We start from the raw sequence: 13179 nt of genomic DNA, 5'->3' as shown, positions 1-13179 counted from the left end.
CCGCGCCGCCGGAATGCGCTTACTCCCCGCTCCGCGGGATCGCGAAGCGGTAGCCACGGCCGCGCACGGTCTCGATCGGCTTGAGGCTGCCATCGGGATCGAGCTTCTTGCGCAGGCGGCCGATGAACACTTCGAGCACGTTCGAGTCGCGGTCGAAGTCCTGCTGGTAGATGTGCTCGGTGAGGTCGGCCTTCGAGACCAGTTCGCCGGCGTGCATCATCAGATACTCGAGCACCTTGTACTCGTAGCTGGTGAGGTCGACGTTGGCGCCGTTGACGCTGACCGTCTGCGCGGCGAGGTCGAGCATCACCGGTCCGCATTCCAGGCTCGGCTTGCTCCAGCCGGCGGCGCGGCGGACCAGCGCATTGATGCGGGCCAGCAACTCCTCGACATGGAACGGCTTCACCAGGTAGTCGTCGGCACCCTGCTTCAGGCCCTCGACCTTGTCCTGCCAGCTGGAGCGCGCGGTCAGGATCAGCACCGGGAACTTCTTGCCTTCGTCGCGCAGGGCCTTGATCAACTCCATGCCCGACATCTTCGGCAGGCCGAGGTCGATGATGCCGACGTCGAACGGCACTTCGCGGCCCATGTACAGGCCTTCCTCGCCGTCTTGCGCGGCATCGACCGCATAGCCTTCGCGCTTCAGACGCGCGGCCAGGGTTTCGCGCAGCGGGGCTTCGTCTTCGACGAGCAGGATACGCATGGAATCTCCTCGTGGGATCCGGCCTCGCGGCCGGGGGCATCTGTCAGCGGCTCAGGATGCGGGGTCAGTCGTCATTGTCGCGTGGAGGCGGGGGCGGGCGACGACCACCGCTCTCGCGCTGGGCCGGGCGTTCGCCTTCGTCGTGGCGCGGCTCCTGCATGAAGACGCGCACGCGGCCCTGGTCGTCCACCACCTTGACCCGGTGCATATCGCGGCCGTCGTACTGCACGCGCTCGGCCGACAGCACTTCGCCGCGGGTGTCGCGCTCGACCCGGCGCACGGCATCGGACAGGCTGCTGTGGTCCGCGCGATTGTTGCCCTGTTCCTGCTGCTGGCGCCCGCCCCGGCCACCGCCGTTCGATTGCGGATCCGCGAAGGCCGGCAACGCCGGCAGCATCGCCAGCAAGGCGAGGGCCAGGAGCGTCAACGAGGGCGGGCGACGGCGGGACATGGCGGGACCAGTTGGCGGAACGTTGGCGACGATTCTGGGCGCGGGCGGTGAATCGGCCCTGAAATCACCTGAACAGGATACCGCGCTGTTCAGGTTCGGGGCAGCGGCACCCGTCAAAACACTTCGCCGATGCAGCAGCGCAGGGAGCCGCCCCCGGCCTCGATCGCGTCCAGGGCCACGGATTCGACCCGGAAACCGGCTTCCGCGAGGACCTGCCGATGGGGCGGGGCCAGGGCCGCGGCGGCGGCGGCGCTCATCCACACCGTTTCCCGGGACAAGGCGATGCAATTGCCGACGAAGGCGACATGTTCGTCGGCGTTGCAGGTGATCGCATGCGGCGCGTGGAACCCGGCGATCGCCGCGGGCACCGCCGGATCGGCGAAACCGCCTGGGCAGACCACCGCCGCCCGCCCGGCCAGCACCGCCAGCACGACGTTCGCGTGGTACTCGCCGGCAGCGAGGTCGAACAGCAGGGTGGCGCGCAGGCCGAAGGCCGCGTGCATCAGGCGCGCGCCGTCCTCGTCGCAGCGCTCGGAGAGGCCGCAATACCCCAGCCCGCGGGCGCGGTCGATCACCAGCGAGCCGGTGAGCTCGCACGGATTCGGCTGGCCGGACAGGTCGACCTCGTCGCGGCCCAGCACGTCGCGGAAGAAGGCGCGGATGTCGGCGCGCCCGGCCTCGCGCTGGCGCACCGGGTGGCGCATGCGGCCGACCACGTAACGCCCGGGTGCGCAGCCGAAGACGTTGTTCGGGAACACCGCGTCCGGGGTGGCCGGATCGCCGGCGAAGCAGAGCGTCGGCAGCACCGCGGAGATCGCGCGCTGCAGGTCGCGGTGCTGCAGGGAGGCACGTTGCGCGTCGAAGGCGGCGGCATCGGCCATGTAGACGTTGTCGGTGGCCGACTGCCCGGCCCGCGCAAACCCGTCCGGCGCGACCAGGAACGCCGCGCGCGGCGTGGCCGGACCGAAGTCGGCTTCGACGCCACGCGCGAAGGCGAAGAAGGCATCGAGGTCGCGGGTGATCATGCCGCCTGCGCCCCGCGCTCGGTGAGCGCCAGCGCCTGCTCGACCAGCGCCCAGCCGGCACCCGGCTTGTGCGCGCCCTCGCTCAGGACCTGGCGGAACGCGCGACCGCCCGGCTGGCCGGCGAACAGGCCGAGCACGTGGCGGGCGATGTGCTTGAGGAACACCCCGCGATCGAGCTGCGCCTCGACATACGGCCGGTAGGCGCGCAGCAGGTCGGCCCGCGAGCGCAGCGCGCCGCCGAACCACGCGACGTCGAGTTCATGCAGCAGGTAGGGCGTGTGGTAAGCGGCGCGACCGAGCATCGCGCCATCGACATGCGCCAGGTGCGCGGTCGCCTCCGCCGCATCGGCGATACCGCCATTGACCACCACCTGCAGCGCCGGGCGCTCGCGCTTGAGCCGGTAGGCCCAGTCGTAGCGCAGCGGCGGCACCTCGCGGTTCTCCTTCGGCGACAGGCCCTGCAGCCACGCATTGCGTGCATGCACCACGAAGGTCGCGCAGCCGGCGGCGGCGATGGTGTCGACGAAGGCGAGGAAGCGCTCCCATTCGTGGTCGTCGTCGACGCCGAGCCGGCACTTCACCGTCACCGGTACGCCGGGCACCGCCGCGATCATCGCCGCCACGCTGTCGGCGACCAGCGCCGGCTCGCGCATCAGGCAGGCGCCGAAGCGCCCCGCCTGCACGCGGTCCGAAGGGCAGCCGCAGTTGAGGTTGACCTCGTCGAAGCCGGCGTCGACGCCGATCCGCGCGGCCGCGGCCAGCAGCGCCGGCTCGCTGCCGCCCAGTTGCAGCGCGACCGGATGCTCGACCGGGTCCATCGCCAGCAGGCGCGCGCGGTCGCCGTGGAGTACCGCGTTGGCGTGGACCATCTCGCTGTACAGCCGCGCATGCGGCGCCAGCACGCGGTGGAAGACGCGGCAATGCGGGTCCGTCCAGTCCATCATCGGGGCGACGGACAGGCGCAGCTGGTCGGCGGGGATGGCGGGCGCAGGGGTCACGGCCGGCATTGTACGGACGACCATCGTCTGACTGCGGCGAACGGAGGCATGCGCGACAATGGCGGCCTCGCCCACGCACCCCACGACCGCGATGACCAGCCCCGCCCCCGACGCGATGTTCCGCAAGCCGCTGCCCGGCACCTCCCTGGACTGGTACGACGCCCGCGCGGCGGTCGAGGCGCTGCGCCCCGGCGCCTGGGCCGGCCTGCCCTACACCGCCCGCGTGCACGCCGAGAACATCGTGCGCAAGGCCGACCCTGCCATGCGCGACGCCTACCTCGCCCAGCTGGTCGAACGCCGCCGCGACCTCGACTTCCCGTGGTTCCCGGCGCGCGTGGTCTGCCACGACATCCTCGGCCAGACCGCGCTGGTCGACCTCGCCGGCCTGCGCGACGCGATCGCCGACCAGGGCGGCGATCCCGCGCGGGTCAATCCGGTGGTGCCGGTGCAGCTGATCGTCGACCACTCGCTGGCGGTGGAGGCGCCGGGCTCGGACCCGGAGGCGTTCCGCAAGAACCGCGAGATCGAGGACCGCCGCAACGCCGACCGCTTCCATTTCATCGAATGGACCAAGCACGCCTTCGCCAACGTCGACGTGATCCCCGCGGGCAACGGGATCATGCACCAGATCAACCTGGAGAAGATGTCGCCGGTGGTGTACGTGCAAGATGGCGTGGCCTTCCCGGACACCTGCGTCGGCACCGACTCGCACACCCCGCACGTGGATGCGCTCGGCGTGATCGCGATCGGCGTCGGCGGGCTGGAAGCGGAGAACGTGATGCTCGGCCGCGCCTCGTGGATGCGCACGCCGGACATCGTGGCGGTCGAACTCGATGGCCGGCCGCGGCCCGGCATCACCGCCACCGACGTGGTGCTGGCGCTGACCGAGTTCCTGCGCAAGGAGAAGGTGGTCGGCGCCTACCTGGAGTTCCGGGGCGAGGGCGCCGCGGCGCTGACCATCGGCGACCGCGCGACGATCTCCAACATGGCGCCCGAGTACGGCGCCACCGCGGCGATGTTCGCCATCGACGACAACACGCTCGACTACCTGCGCCTGACCGGCCGCGACGACGCCCAGGTCCGGCTGGTCGAGACCTATGCGAAGGCCGCCGGGCTGTGGGCCGATGATCTCGCCGATGCGCAGTACGAACGCACCCTGCGGTTCGACCTGTCCGGCGTCGTGCGCAATATGGCCGGTCCGTCGAACCCGCATCGCCGCCTGCCGGTGGACGACCTCGCCGCGCGCGGCATCGCCGACGAGGCCAAGCTCGCCGCGGGCAAGGCCGACGAAGCCGCCGGCCTGATGCCGGATGGCGCGGTCATCATCGCCGCGATCACCTCCTGCACCAACACCAGCAACCCGCGCAACGTGATCGCCGCCGGCCTGCTGGCGCGCAACGCGAATGCCAGGGGCCTGCTGCGCAAGCCGTGGGTGAAGAGCTCGCTGGCGCCGGGCAGCAAGGCGGTGCAGCTGTACCTGGAGGAGGCCGGCCTGCTGGCGGAGCTGGAACGCCTGGGCTTCGGCATCGTCGCCTTCGCCTGCACCACCTGCAACGGCATGAGCGGTGCGCTGGACCCCGCGATCCAGCAGGAGATCATCGACCGCGACCTGTACGCCACCGCGGTCCTCAGCGGCAACCGCAACTTCGACGGGCGCATCCATCCCTACGCCAAGCAGGCCTTCCTCGCCTCGCCGCCGCTGGTGATCGCCTACGCGATCGCCGGCACGGTGCGCTTCGACATCGAGAAGGATGCGCTGGGCCTGGATGCCGACGGCCGCCCGGTCACGCTCAAGGACATCTGGCCGAGCGACGCCGAGATCGACGCGGTGGTGCGCGCCAGCGTGAAACCCGAACAGTTCCGCCGGGTCTACGACCCGATGTTCGCGCCGCGCATGGCGCACGCCGGCCACGTCGCCCCGCTCTACGCATGGCGCCCGCAGAGCACCTACATCCGCCGCCCGCCGTACTGGGAAGGCGCGCTGGCCGGCGAACGCACGCTGCGCGGCATGCGCCCGCTGGCGGTGCTCGGCGACAACATCACCACCGACCACCTGTCGCCGTCGAACGCGATCCTCGCCTCCAGCGCGGCCGGCGAATACCTGGCGAAGATGGGCCTGCCGGAGGAGGACTTCAATTCCTACGCCACCCATCGCGGCGACCACCTCACCGCGCAGCGCGCGACCTTCGCCAACCCGCAGCTGGTCAACGAGATGGCGGTGGTCGATGGCGAGGTGAAGAAGGGCTCGCTGGCTCGGATCGAGCCGGACGGCACCGTGGTGCGCATGTGGGAAGCGATCGAAACCTACATGCAGCGCAAGCAGCCGCTGGTGATCATCGCCGGCGCCGACTACGGCCAGGGCAGCTCGCGCGACTGGGCCGCCAAGGGCGTGCGCCTGGCAGGCGTGGAGGCGATCGTCGCCGAGGGCTTCGAGCGCATCCACCGCACCAACCTGGTCGGGATGGGCGTGCTGCCGCTGGAGTTCCTGCCCGGCACCACCCGCAAGACGCTGGGCATCGACGGCACCGAAACCTTCGACGTGGTCGGTGCGCGCACCCCGCGGGCGACGCTGGCGCTGGTGATCCACCGCGCCAACGGCGAGACCGTCGAGGTCCCGGTGACCTGCCGGCTGGATTCCGATGAAGACGTCGAGGTGTACGAGGCCGGCGGCGTGCTGCAGCGCTTCGCGCAGGATTTCCTCGCCGCCAACCGGAGCGCGTGAGATGAGCGACTTCGCCCCGCAACTCCGCATCCCCGCCACCTACATGCGCGGCGGCACCAGCAAGGGCGTGTTCTTCCGCCTGCAGGACCTGCCCGCGTTCGCGCAGGCGCCAGGCAAGGCGCGCGATGCCCTGCTGGTGCGCGTCATCGGCTCGCCCGATCCATACGGCAAGCAGACCGACGGCATGGGCGGCGCGACCTCGAGCACCAGCAAGGTGGTGATCATTTCGCCGGCGTCGGTGCCGGACCACGATGTCGACTACCTCTACGGCCAGGTGCCGGTCGACGGCGACTTCATCGACTGGAGCGGCAACTGCGGCAACCTGTCTTCCGCGGTGGGCCCGTTCGCGATCGCCAACGGCTTCCTCGACCCCGCGCGCATCCCGCGCGACGGCCTGTGCACGGTGCGGATCTGGCAGGCCAACATCGGCAAGACCATCGTCGCGCACGTGCCGGTGCGCGCTGGCGAGGTGCAGGAATCCGGCGACTTCGAGCTCGACGGCGTGACCTTCCCCGCCGCCGAGATCGCGCTGGAATTCCTGGATCCCGCCGACGAAGGCGAGGACGGCGGCGCGATGTTCCCGACCGGCCAGCTGGTCGACGAACTCGACGTGCCCGGCCTAGGCCGCGTCCGCGCCACCCTGATCAACGCCGGCGTGCCGATGGTGTTCGTCGAAGCGGCGACGCTCGGCTACGACGGCACCGAGCTGCAGCCCGCGATCAACGAGGACAAGGCCGCGCTGGCCAAGCTGGAGGCCATCCGCGCCGCCGGCGCGGTGCGCATGGGGCTCATCGGCGACGTGGCGCAGGCCGCGGCGCGCCCGCTCACGCCCAAGGTCGCGTTCGTCGCGCCGCCCAAGGATTACGTCGCGTCGAGCGGCAAGCCGGTCGCCGCCGCCGACATCGCCCTGCTGGCGCGCGCGATCTCGATGGGCAAGCTGCACCACGCGATGATGGGCACCGCCTCGGTCGCCATCGCCACCGCCGCCGCGGTGCCGGGCACGCTGGTCAATGCCGCGGCCGGCGGCGGGACCCGCGACGTCGTGCGCTTCGGGCATCCCTCCGGCACCTTGCGCGTGGGCGCGGACGTGCGCCAGGTCGACGGCCAGTGGGTCGCGACCAAGGCGGTGATGTCGCGGTCCGCGCGGGTGCTGATGGAAGGCACGGTGCGCGTGCCGGTGGAACAGGTGGCGGGCGCCTAGTCGGCGTCGGGAATCGCGAGGCCGGCCTTGCGCAATTCGTGGCGGGCCTGGTTGAAGCCGGTGCCCGGCACCATCTCGCCGTCGCGGTCGGCCAGCGCATCCCATTGCGCGAGCAGGGCTTCCGGCGTCGGGTCGGCCAGGTGCACGCCCTGGGTGAGGGTCACGTGCGCTAGCTCGTAGCTGCCCGCGCCCGCGCACAGGATCGCGCGGGTCGGGGCGGCGTCGGCGACCAGCGCCAGCACCGCCGGGCTCACCAGCGCCGGATCCAGCGCATCCAGCTGGTCCTGCGGCAGGATGCCTTCCATCATCCGCGTGTACGCGGTTGGCGCGAGGCAGTTGACGCGGATCCCGTAGCGCTCGCCTTCCAGCGCCAGCGTCTGCATCAGCCCGACCAGCGCCATCTTCGCCGCGCCGTAGTTGGCCTGGCCGAAGTTGCCGTACAGGCCGGACGAGGACGTGGTCATCACGATGCGGCCATGGCGTTGCGCGCGCATCGGTTCCCACACCGCCTTGCTGCAGTGGGCCGCGCCCATCAGGTGCACGTCGACCACCGCACGGAAGTCGGCGAGGTCGAGCTTGGCGAAGGACTTGTCGCGCAGGATGCCGGCGTTGTTGACCAGGATGTCGACGCGGCCCCAGTCGGCGACCACGCCATCGACCATCGCCTGCACCGCGTCGGCATCGGTCACCGAACACTGCACGGCGCGCGCCTGACCGCCGGCGGCCACGATCTCGGCGGCCACCGCGTCGGCGCCCGCGCCGAGGTCGTTCACCACCACGCGTGCACCGCGCCGTGCGAGCAGCAGGGCGTGCTGGCGGCCGAGGCCGCCGCCCGCGCCGGTGACGATGGCGACGCGGCCAGCCAGGTCGATCATGTGCATGCGTTCAGGCCTCGGAAAGATGGGCGATGCCGGCCATCGCCGCCTCGCGGTGGTGGTCGTCGAAGGGAATCACGCGCACGGCGGCGAGGTCGATGCCATCGAGGCAGCGCGCGTTGACGCTGATCCCGTCCGGGTGGCTGCGCGGCACGTAGAAGGACTTGATGCCGCAGTGGCCGCAGAACAGGTGCCGGGCCGCGCCGGTATTGAAGCGGTACTCGACCAGCGCGTCCGCGCCGGACAGCAGGCGAAACCGCGTGGCCGGCACGATCAGGTGCAGGAAGCCGGTCATCCGGCAGATCGAGCAGTTGCAGTCCAGCACCTCGAGCGGGGTCGCTGCGTCCACTTCGAAACGCACGCGCCCGCAATGGCAGCCGCCGGCGAAGTCGGTGCGGGCAGGGGGCGGGGTCATCGCAAGGCGCTCATCGCGGAGTGGCATCGGCCTTGTCGCGCGGCTTGGTCCGCGCCGCCCTGGCGTCGCCACTGCGTGGGGGCCCCGCTTTCGGCGCCGCCGGCCCTTCTCCCGAGGGGCGTACCCCGGGATCCGCCGCCTTGCCCCGATTGGGATAGATCCGCTGCAGCTCCGGATCCAGGAGGATCGGGCGCGCCCAGCGATCGTAGGTGGGCACCAAGCCCCGCTTCAAGCGACGGAACTCCGGCGAACCCGGCCGGATCCCCTGCCGCTGCGCCACCATGCCCCATCCTTGGTCGCGGTGCTGCTGCCAGTCATCCGCGACGGCATCGCAGGGACGACCAACCTCCCGCGCGATGGCGCAGGCGTAGTACACGTCGGCGGGCGCCCAGCGACGCCGCACCAACAACTCGTCGACCAGCGGGCGTGGCGCGCCCTGGTAACGCACGACTTCGTCGATGAAGGGATCCCGATAGCGATGGGCGTAGGCGTTCATGTCGCCGAGCCAGGCATCGACCCAGGCATCGCCGGTGCGCGGCGTCCAGCCCGGGCTGGCGACCTGCGCCGCCGCCTGGGCCGCGACGGCCAGCGCCATGGCGCAAACGAACGAAACCGCGCGGCATCTCGGCACGGGCCCACCTCGGGTCGCTGGGATTGGATGCCATTGTGTCGCAAGCGACGGCGTGCGTGGCATGCGAACACGCCGCATCAACGCGGATGGGGTCGGGCCAGCGGCGCCAGCAGATCGTCCGCCAGCCGCGGATCCGCCCGCCCGGACGATGCACGCGCCTGCAGGCGGCCATCCGCCAGGCGCAGGTAGGTACGCTCGCCGCCATCGACGCGCCGCAGTTGCAGCAGGTCGCCGCGCGCGCGCCACGTCCCGGACTCCTCGAAGCGTCGCGCATGGCCATCGTCGAGATAACGTTCGACCAGGCGGTAGCGCTGCGAGCCACCATCCGCCTCCAATCGCAGCCACGCCTCGATCGCGTCGCAGTCCGCGCAGGCGCGCACGCCGCTGAATTCCATCCCGATACCGGGCTCGCCCGCCTGCTCCGCCGGCGCTTCCACGCGCCCGCAGCCGGCCAACAGCAGGACGAGTGAGGCGACAACGCAGGAAAGGCGCGGCATGCGCCGATTGTGTCGCACCCGGCCGGATCCGGACGCACGAACGGCGCCCCGTGGGCGCCGTTCGTCGTGCCGCGGCATGGCGGAACTCAGCGGCGGTCGCGCCAGCGGCGACCATCCCAGTCGCGGTCGCCATCTCGGTCATGGCGCGGGTCGTAGTACACCGCGGTGCACTTGCCGTTGTGGTTGCACATCACCCGCTGCGGACCGGTCACGGGATTGCCGCGGTTGCGGTAATGGCCATAGGCGTTGCCGTACGGCGGACCCGCGCGATAGGACGCGCGCGGCACGTAGCGGTAGTAGACCGGGCGGCCGTAGCGGTCGCGCTGCATCACCAGTCGGTCGCCGTATCCGTAGTTGCCGTAGCGGTAGTACGGCACGCCGCCACGCAAGGCCACGTCGGCGACGTCGACCAGCACGCGGACCAGGGCGTCGGACTGCGCCTGCGCCGGAGCCGGCACGGCGATCGCCGCAGCGCCAAGGCTGGCGGCCAGAACGGCGGGGGCAAGGAATCGGGTCGTCAGGCTCATGGAGGTCTCCTCGGTCCGCACCATGCGGACGCAGGGACACCTTCGCGCGGCTGCCATGAACATGTTTTTAATCCAGCCCCACTGCGGCGCTAGCCAAGGGGCGGCATTCAGCGAAGTGAGTTCTGCGCCTGCAGTTCGTGGATCGCCGCGGGAAGCAGCGCCAGTCGCGCGATCGTGCGCATGCGTTCGATCCCTTCGCCGAGCGGCGCCTCCGCCTCGTGCGCCCAGGTGGTGTGGTACGGCACGTGCACGCCCCAACCGCCCAGCGCCAGCACCGGCGCGATGTCCGAGCGCAGCGAATTGCCGACCATCAGGAAGCGCCCGGCGTCGATGCCGAATTCCTCGAACAGGCGCGCGTAGGTGGCGGGGTCCTTTTCGCTGACGATCTCGATCCGCCGGAACAGGTCGGAGAGGCCGGAATCGCGCACCTTCGCTTCCTGGTGGAACAGGTCGCCCTTGGTGATCAGCACCACCGGGTGCGTGGACGCGACCTCGGCCACCGCTTCGCGCACGCCGGGCAGCAACTCGACCGGGTGCTGCAGGAGGTCCTTGCCGAGGACGACGATGCGATGCAGGTCGGCGGCGCTGATGCGTGCGCCGGTGATCTCCACCGCGGCCTCGATCATGGACAGCACCATGCCCTTCACGCCGTAGCCGAACAGCGCGATGTTGCGTTTCTCGACCGCGTACAGGCGCCCGCCCAGGTCGCCGAGGTCGACATAGCCGGCCACGATCTCCTCGAACCGCGCCTGCGCCTCGTCGAAGTAGTCCTGGCTGCGCCAGAGGGTGTCGTCGGCATCGAAGCCGACCAGCGCGATGTCCGCGCAGCGAAGGGTCTGTGGCTGCATGGCGCCAGTGTAAACGGGCAAGACGAAGGGCGACTCGCGCCGCCCTTCGTGCCGTGCCACAACGGTTGGCGCGTCCCTGCGCCGTGTTCTCTCGAATCGCGATCAGCCGCCTGCAGCGGGCTTCGCCTTGCCGTTTCCATTGGCCGCAAGCCAGGCCTTGTACTCGTCCTGGCTGAGCTCACCGTTGGCGTCTGCATCCGCCGCCGGGAAGACCTTGGCCAGACTCTCCATGCGCGCGGCCTCGCCGGCGTCCAGGGTGCCGTTGCCGTTCGCGTCCAGCGCGCTCCACGACATCGGCGCGGCCGGTGGCGCTGGGGTCGCGGGCGGCGGCGGGGCGGGCTTGGGCGGCATCGGGTCCTGCGCCTGCACCGTCGCCGCGGCCATCGCCAGGGTGGCCGACAGCGCGGCCATGAGCATTGTCTTCTGCATGTGTCACCTCGTGCGTTCTGCGGGGGATCAAAACGTGCGTCGCACCCGGGTCCGCTGACAGGTCCGGCACCGGATGCGCCACCCACCTTACGGACGCGCTCTGAACATGCCTTGCCGCGCAGCCTGAACCGCAACATCGCCTTAACCACCCAACCACGGATCCGTGCAAGGCGGGCGGCGCCCACGTTGAGCGCCCGCACGGCGCGCGGCATGATGCGCGCTTTGCCGAGGACCGCCCGTGGCCGACTGGATCCAGCGCATCCGCGACATCCCGGACTTCCCGAAGCCGGGGATCGTGTTCAAGGACATCATGCCGATGCTGGCCGATCCGCTCGCGAACGCGGCGGCGATCGATGCACTCGCCGCACCGTGGCGCGACACCGCGATCGACGCGGTGATGGCGATCGAGGCGCGCGGCTTCCTGCTCGGCGCGCCGCTGGCGCGGGAACTCCGCACCGGGCTGGTGGCGGTCCGCAAGCCCGGCAAGTTGCCGGGCCGGGTGATCGAGCAGCGCTATGCGCTCGAATACGGCGAGGATGCGTTGCAGGTGCAGGCGGATGCCCTGCCACCGGGCGCGCGCGTGTTGCTGGTCGACGACGTGCTCGCGACCGGCGGCACGCTCGCCGCCGCACGCGGACTGGCGGATGCGCTGCAGGCCGACGTGGTCGGCGCCGCGGTGCTCATCGAGCTCGATTTCCTCGACGGGCGCGCGCGCTGGTCCGGCGACGCGCCGTTGCGCGCCGCGTGGGTGCCCTGACCCCTGTACTGGCGGACGCCGGCGCGACGCGCCTCAGCGCCCCTGGTCGACCTTGCGCAGCCAGCCGAGCAGGCCCGCGAAATACGCCTGCTGGTCGTCATACATCGCCATGTGGCTGCCGTTGGGCAGGTACAGGTAATCGCCGCGCGGGAACTTCCGGCTCATCATCTGCATGAACGTCGGATCCATGGTGTCGTGCTCCGCGCCGATCACCAGGGTGGGCACTGCGATCTTCTCCAGGTCGGCAGTGCGGTCCCATTCCAGAAGGATGCCGCTGGCGCCCATTTCGCTGGGCCCCTGCATCGGCACGTAGACCGCCTTGTTGGTCTTGGAGAATGCCCGCTGCACCGGCTCCGGCCACTGCGACGCGGGCATGCGCAGGACGTGCTGCTCGTAGTACGGCAGCAGCAGTTCCTCGTAGCGCGCGTTGGTGTACTTGCCCGCGGCTTCCAGCGCGAGGATCTCCTTCAGCGCCGCCGGGTCCATGCGCGGCATCAGCACATCGCGCGCGTAGCGGTTGTAGGCCGGGATGCTCGACATCATGTTCGAGACCACCAGGCACTTGAGGTGCTGCGGGTACTTCAGCGCGTACTCGATGGCGAGGATACCGCCCCAGGAATGCCCCAGCACGCAGAAGTCCGCGGCATCCAGGCCCAGCGCCTGGCGCACCTGCTCGACTTCCTCGACGAAGCGGTCGACCGACAGCAACGGCGCCATGTCCTTGGGCTGGTCGCTGTAGGCAGAGCCCAATTGGTCGTAGTAGTAGTACTCCACGCCCGCCGCCGGCAGGAAGCTGTCGAACGCCTCGAAGTACTCGTGGGTGGCGCCCGGCCCGCCATGCAGCAACAGCAGCTTCAGCGTCGGGTTGTTGCCGACCCGCTTGGTCCAGACCTTGAAGTCGCCCTGCGGGGTGTGGATCGGGATCATCCGCGAGCCGCCGGAGAACGCATCCGCGCGCCCGGTGTTGTCGTGGTAGGACGCCAGCGTGGGCGGATCGGCGGCGAACGCGCCCCCCGCCAGCAGCAAGCCCAGCACACCGCCCAAGATCGCGCGCATCGTCTTTCCCCGAGGTCAACCAGCCAGCACTCTACGCGGCCCGG

15 protein-coding genes are annotated in these 13179 nt (G+C 70.7%); 3 read left to right on the top strand and 12 right to left on the bottom strand.

All coding sequences use genetic code 11. The features are described from left to right. Nucleotides 1-19: 19 nt before the first annotated feature. From ON759_RS13515 to dusA, 4 genes are all read right to left on the bottom strand, one after another. Entirely contained in the window at nucleotides 20-703 is a 684-nt protein-coding gene (locus ON759_RS13515) for a response regulator transcription factor (protein ID WP_271680923.1), read from the bottom strand. A 64-nt stretch (nucleotides 704-767) separates the two neighbouring features. Beyond that, nucleotides 768-1154 (bottom strand): PepSY domain-containing protein, encoded by a 387-nt coding sequence (locus ON759_RS13510; protein WP_271680922.1) that lies wholly within the window; start codon nucleotides 1152-1154, stop codon nucleotides 768-770. A gap of 113 nt (nucleotides 1155-1267) precedes the next feature. After that, nucleotides 1268-2179, bottom strand: coding sequence for an arginine deiminase-related protein (locus ON759_RS13505; RefSeq protein ID WP_271680921.1), 912 nt, complete (start codon nucleotides 2177-2179; stop codon nucleotides 1268-1270). After that, nucleotides 2176-3186 carry a tRNA dihydrouridine(20/20a) synthase DusA gene (dusA, locus tag ON759_RS13500; RefSeq protein WP_271680949.1) on the bottom strand — a complete coding sequence of 337 codons (1011 nt, stop codon included), beginning with the start codon at nucleotides 3184-3186 and terminating at the stop codon, nucleotides 2176-2178. Before dusA ends, ON759_RS13505 begins: the two co-directional genes overlap by 4 nt. 82 nt (nucleotides 3187-3268) lie before the next feature. Between dusA and acnD the strand changes: the two genes are divergently transcribed. After that, entirely contained in the window at nucleotides 3269-5899 is a 2631-nt protein-coding gene (gene acnD, locus ON759_RS13495; RefSeq protein ID WP_271680920.1) for a Fe/S-dependent 2-methylisocitrate dehydratase AcnD, read from the top strand. 1 nt (nucleotide 5900) lies between these two features. Beyond that, complete coding sequence (prpF, locus tag ON759_RS13490) at nucleotides 5901-7100, top strand: 2-methylaconitate cis-trans isomerase PrpF (protein ID WP_271680919.1); 1200 nt, start codon at nucleotides 5901-5903, stop codon at nucleotides 7098-7100. Here the strand turns inward: prpF and ON759_RS13485 are convergent. The 7 genes from ON759_RS13485 to ON759_RS13455 form a co-directional block, all read right to left on the bottom strand. After that, complete coding sequence (locus ON759_RS13485) at nucleotides 7097-7981, bottom strand: SDR family NAD(P)-dependent oxidoreductase (protein WP_271680918.1); 885 nt, start codon at nucleotides 7979-7981, stop codon at nucleotides 7097-7099. The two genes, prpF and ON759_RS13485, sit on opposite strands and share 4 nt — an antisense overlap. Nucleotides 7982-7985: 4 nt before the next feature. Then, complete coding sequence (locus ON759_RS13480; protein WP_271680917.1) at nucleotides 7986-8390, bottom strand: GFA family protein; 405 nt, start codon at nucleotides 8388-8390, stop codon at nucleotides 7986-7988. 10 nt (nucleotides 8391-8400) lie between these two features. Then, on the bottom strand, nucleotides 8401-8985 hold the full coding sequence (locus tag ON759_RS13475) for a hypothetical protein (protein ID WP_271680916.1): 585 nt from the start codon (nucleotides 8983-8985) through the stop codon (nucleotides 8401-8403). A gap of 113 nt (nucleotides 8986-9098) precedes the next feature. After that, the gene (locus tag ON759_RS13470) at nucleotides 9099-9518 is read right to left on the bottom strand and encodes a copper resistance protein NlpE N-terminal domain-containing protein (protein WP_271680915.1); all 420 of its coding nucleotides are present in this window, start codon (nucleotides 9516-9518) and stop codon (nucleotides 9099-9101) included. Nucleotides 9519-9604: 86 nt separating this feature from the next. Beyond that, the gene (locus ON759_RS13465; RefSeq protein ID WP_271680914.1) at nucleotides 9605-10045 is read right to left on the bottom strand and encodes a hypothetical protein; all 441 of its coding nucleotides are present in this window, start codon (nucleotides 10043-10045) and stop codon (nucleotides 9605-9607) included. 107 nt (nucleotides 10046-10152) lie between these two features. Continuing rightward, nucleotides 10153-10893, bottom strand: coding sequence for an HAD family hydrolase (locus ON759_RS13460; RefSeq protein ID WP_271680913.1), 741 nt, complete (start codon nucleotides 10891-10893; stop codon nucleotides 10153-10155). Between the two features lie 102 nt (nucleotides 10894-10995). Beyond that, nucleotides 10996-11322 (bottom strand): EF-hand domain-containing protein, encoded by a 327-nt coding sequence (locus ON759_RS13455; protein WP_271680912.1) that lies wholly within the window; start codon nucleotides 11320-11322, stop codon nucleotides 10996-10998. A gap of 238 nt (nucleotides 11323-11560) precedes the next feature. Here ON759_RS13455 and ON759_RS13450 point away from each other — a divergent pair, with 238 nt between their 5' ends. Continuing rightward, a complete protein-coding gene (locus ON759_RS13450) occupies nucleotides 11561-12079 on the top strand; it encodes an adenine phosphoribosyltransferase (protein WP_271680911.1) in 519 nt (172 codons plus the stop codon). Between the two features lie 33 nt (nucleotides 12080-12112). Here ON759_RS13450 and ON759_RS13445 read toward each other — a convergent pair whose 3' ends face one another. Continuing rightward, a complete protein-coding gene (locus tag ON759_RS13445; protein ID WP_271680910.1) occupies nucleotides 12113-13135 on the bottom strand; it encodes a proline iminopeptidase-family hydrolase in 1023 nt (340 codons plus the stop codon). Nucleotides 13136-13179: the final 44 nt, after the last annotated feature.

This window comes from Thermomonas mangrovi, assembly GCF_028201335.1.
Lineage (GTDB): Bacteria > Pseudomonadota > Gammaproteobacteria > Xanthomonadales > Xanthomonadaceae > Thermomonas > Thermomonas mangrovi.
This window is presented reverse-complemented; position numbering and strand designations above follow the sequence as displayed.

Coding starts and splice junctions, on each gene's coding strand:
- ON759_RS13465 (WP_271680914.1), bottom strand. CDS start 10,045: ATGAGCCTGACGACCCGATTCCTTGCCCCCGCCGTTCTGGCCGCCAGC.
- ON759_RS13455 (WP_271680912.1), bottom strand. CDS start 11,322: ATGCAGAAGACAATGCTCATGGCCGCGCTGTCGGCCACCCTGGCGATG.
- dusA (WP_271680949.1), bottom strand. CDS start 3,186: ATGCCGGCCGTGACCCCTGCGCCCGCCATCCCCGCCGACCAGCTGCGC.
- ON759_RS13515 (WP_271680923.1), bottom strand. CDS start 703: ATGCGTATCCTGCTCGTCGAAGACGAAGCCCCGCTGCGCGAAACCCTG.
- ON759_RS13470 (WP_271680915.1), bottom strand. CDS start 9,518: ATGCCGCGCCTTTCCTGCGTTGTCGCCTCACTCGTCCTGCTGTTGGCC.
- acnD (WP_271680920.1), top strand. CDS start 3,269: ATGACCAGCCCCGCCCCCGACGCGATGTTCCGCAAGCCGCTGCCCGGC.
- ON759_RS13480 (WP_271680917.1), bottom strand. CDS start 8,390: ATGACCCCGCCCCCTGCCCGCACCGACTTCGCCGGCGGCTGCCATTGC.
- ON759_RS13475 (WP_271680916.1), bottom strand. CDS start 8,985: ATGGCGCTGGCCGTCGCGGCCCAGGCGGCGGCGCAGGTCGCCAGCCCG.
- ON759_RS13505 (WP_271680921.1), bottom strand. CDS start 2,179: ATGATCACCCGCGACCTCGATGCCTTCTTCGCCTTCGCGCGTGGCGTC.
- ON759_RS13460 (WP_271680913.1), bottom strand. CDS start 10,893: ATGCAGCCACAGACCCTTCGCTGCGCGGACATCGCGCTGGTCGGCTTC.
- ON759_RS13445 (WP_271680910.1), bottom strand. CDS start 13,135: ATGCGCGCGATCTTGGGCGGTGTGCTGGGCTTGCTGCTGGCGGGGGGC.
- ON759_RS13485 (WP_271680918.1), bottom strand. CDS start 7,981: ATGCACATGATCGACCTGGCTGGCCGCGTCGCCATCGTCACCGGCGCG.
- prpF (WP_271680919.1), top strand. CDS start 5,901: ATGAGCGACTTCGCCCCGCAACTCCGCATCCCCGCCACCTACATGCGC.
- ON759_RS13510 (WP_271680922.1), bottom strand. CDS start 1,154: ATGTCCCGCCGTCGCCCGCCCTCGTTGACGCTCCTGGCCCTCGCCTTG.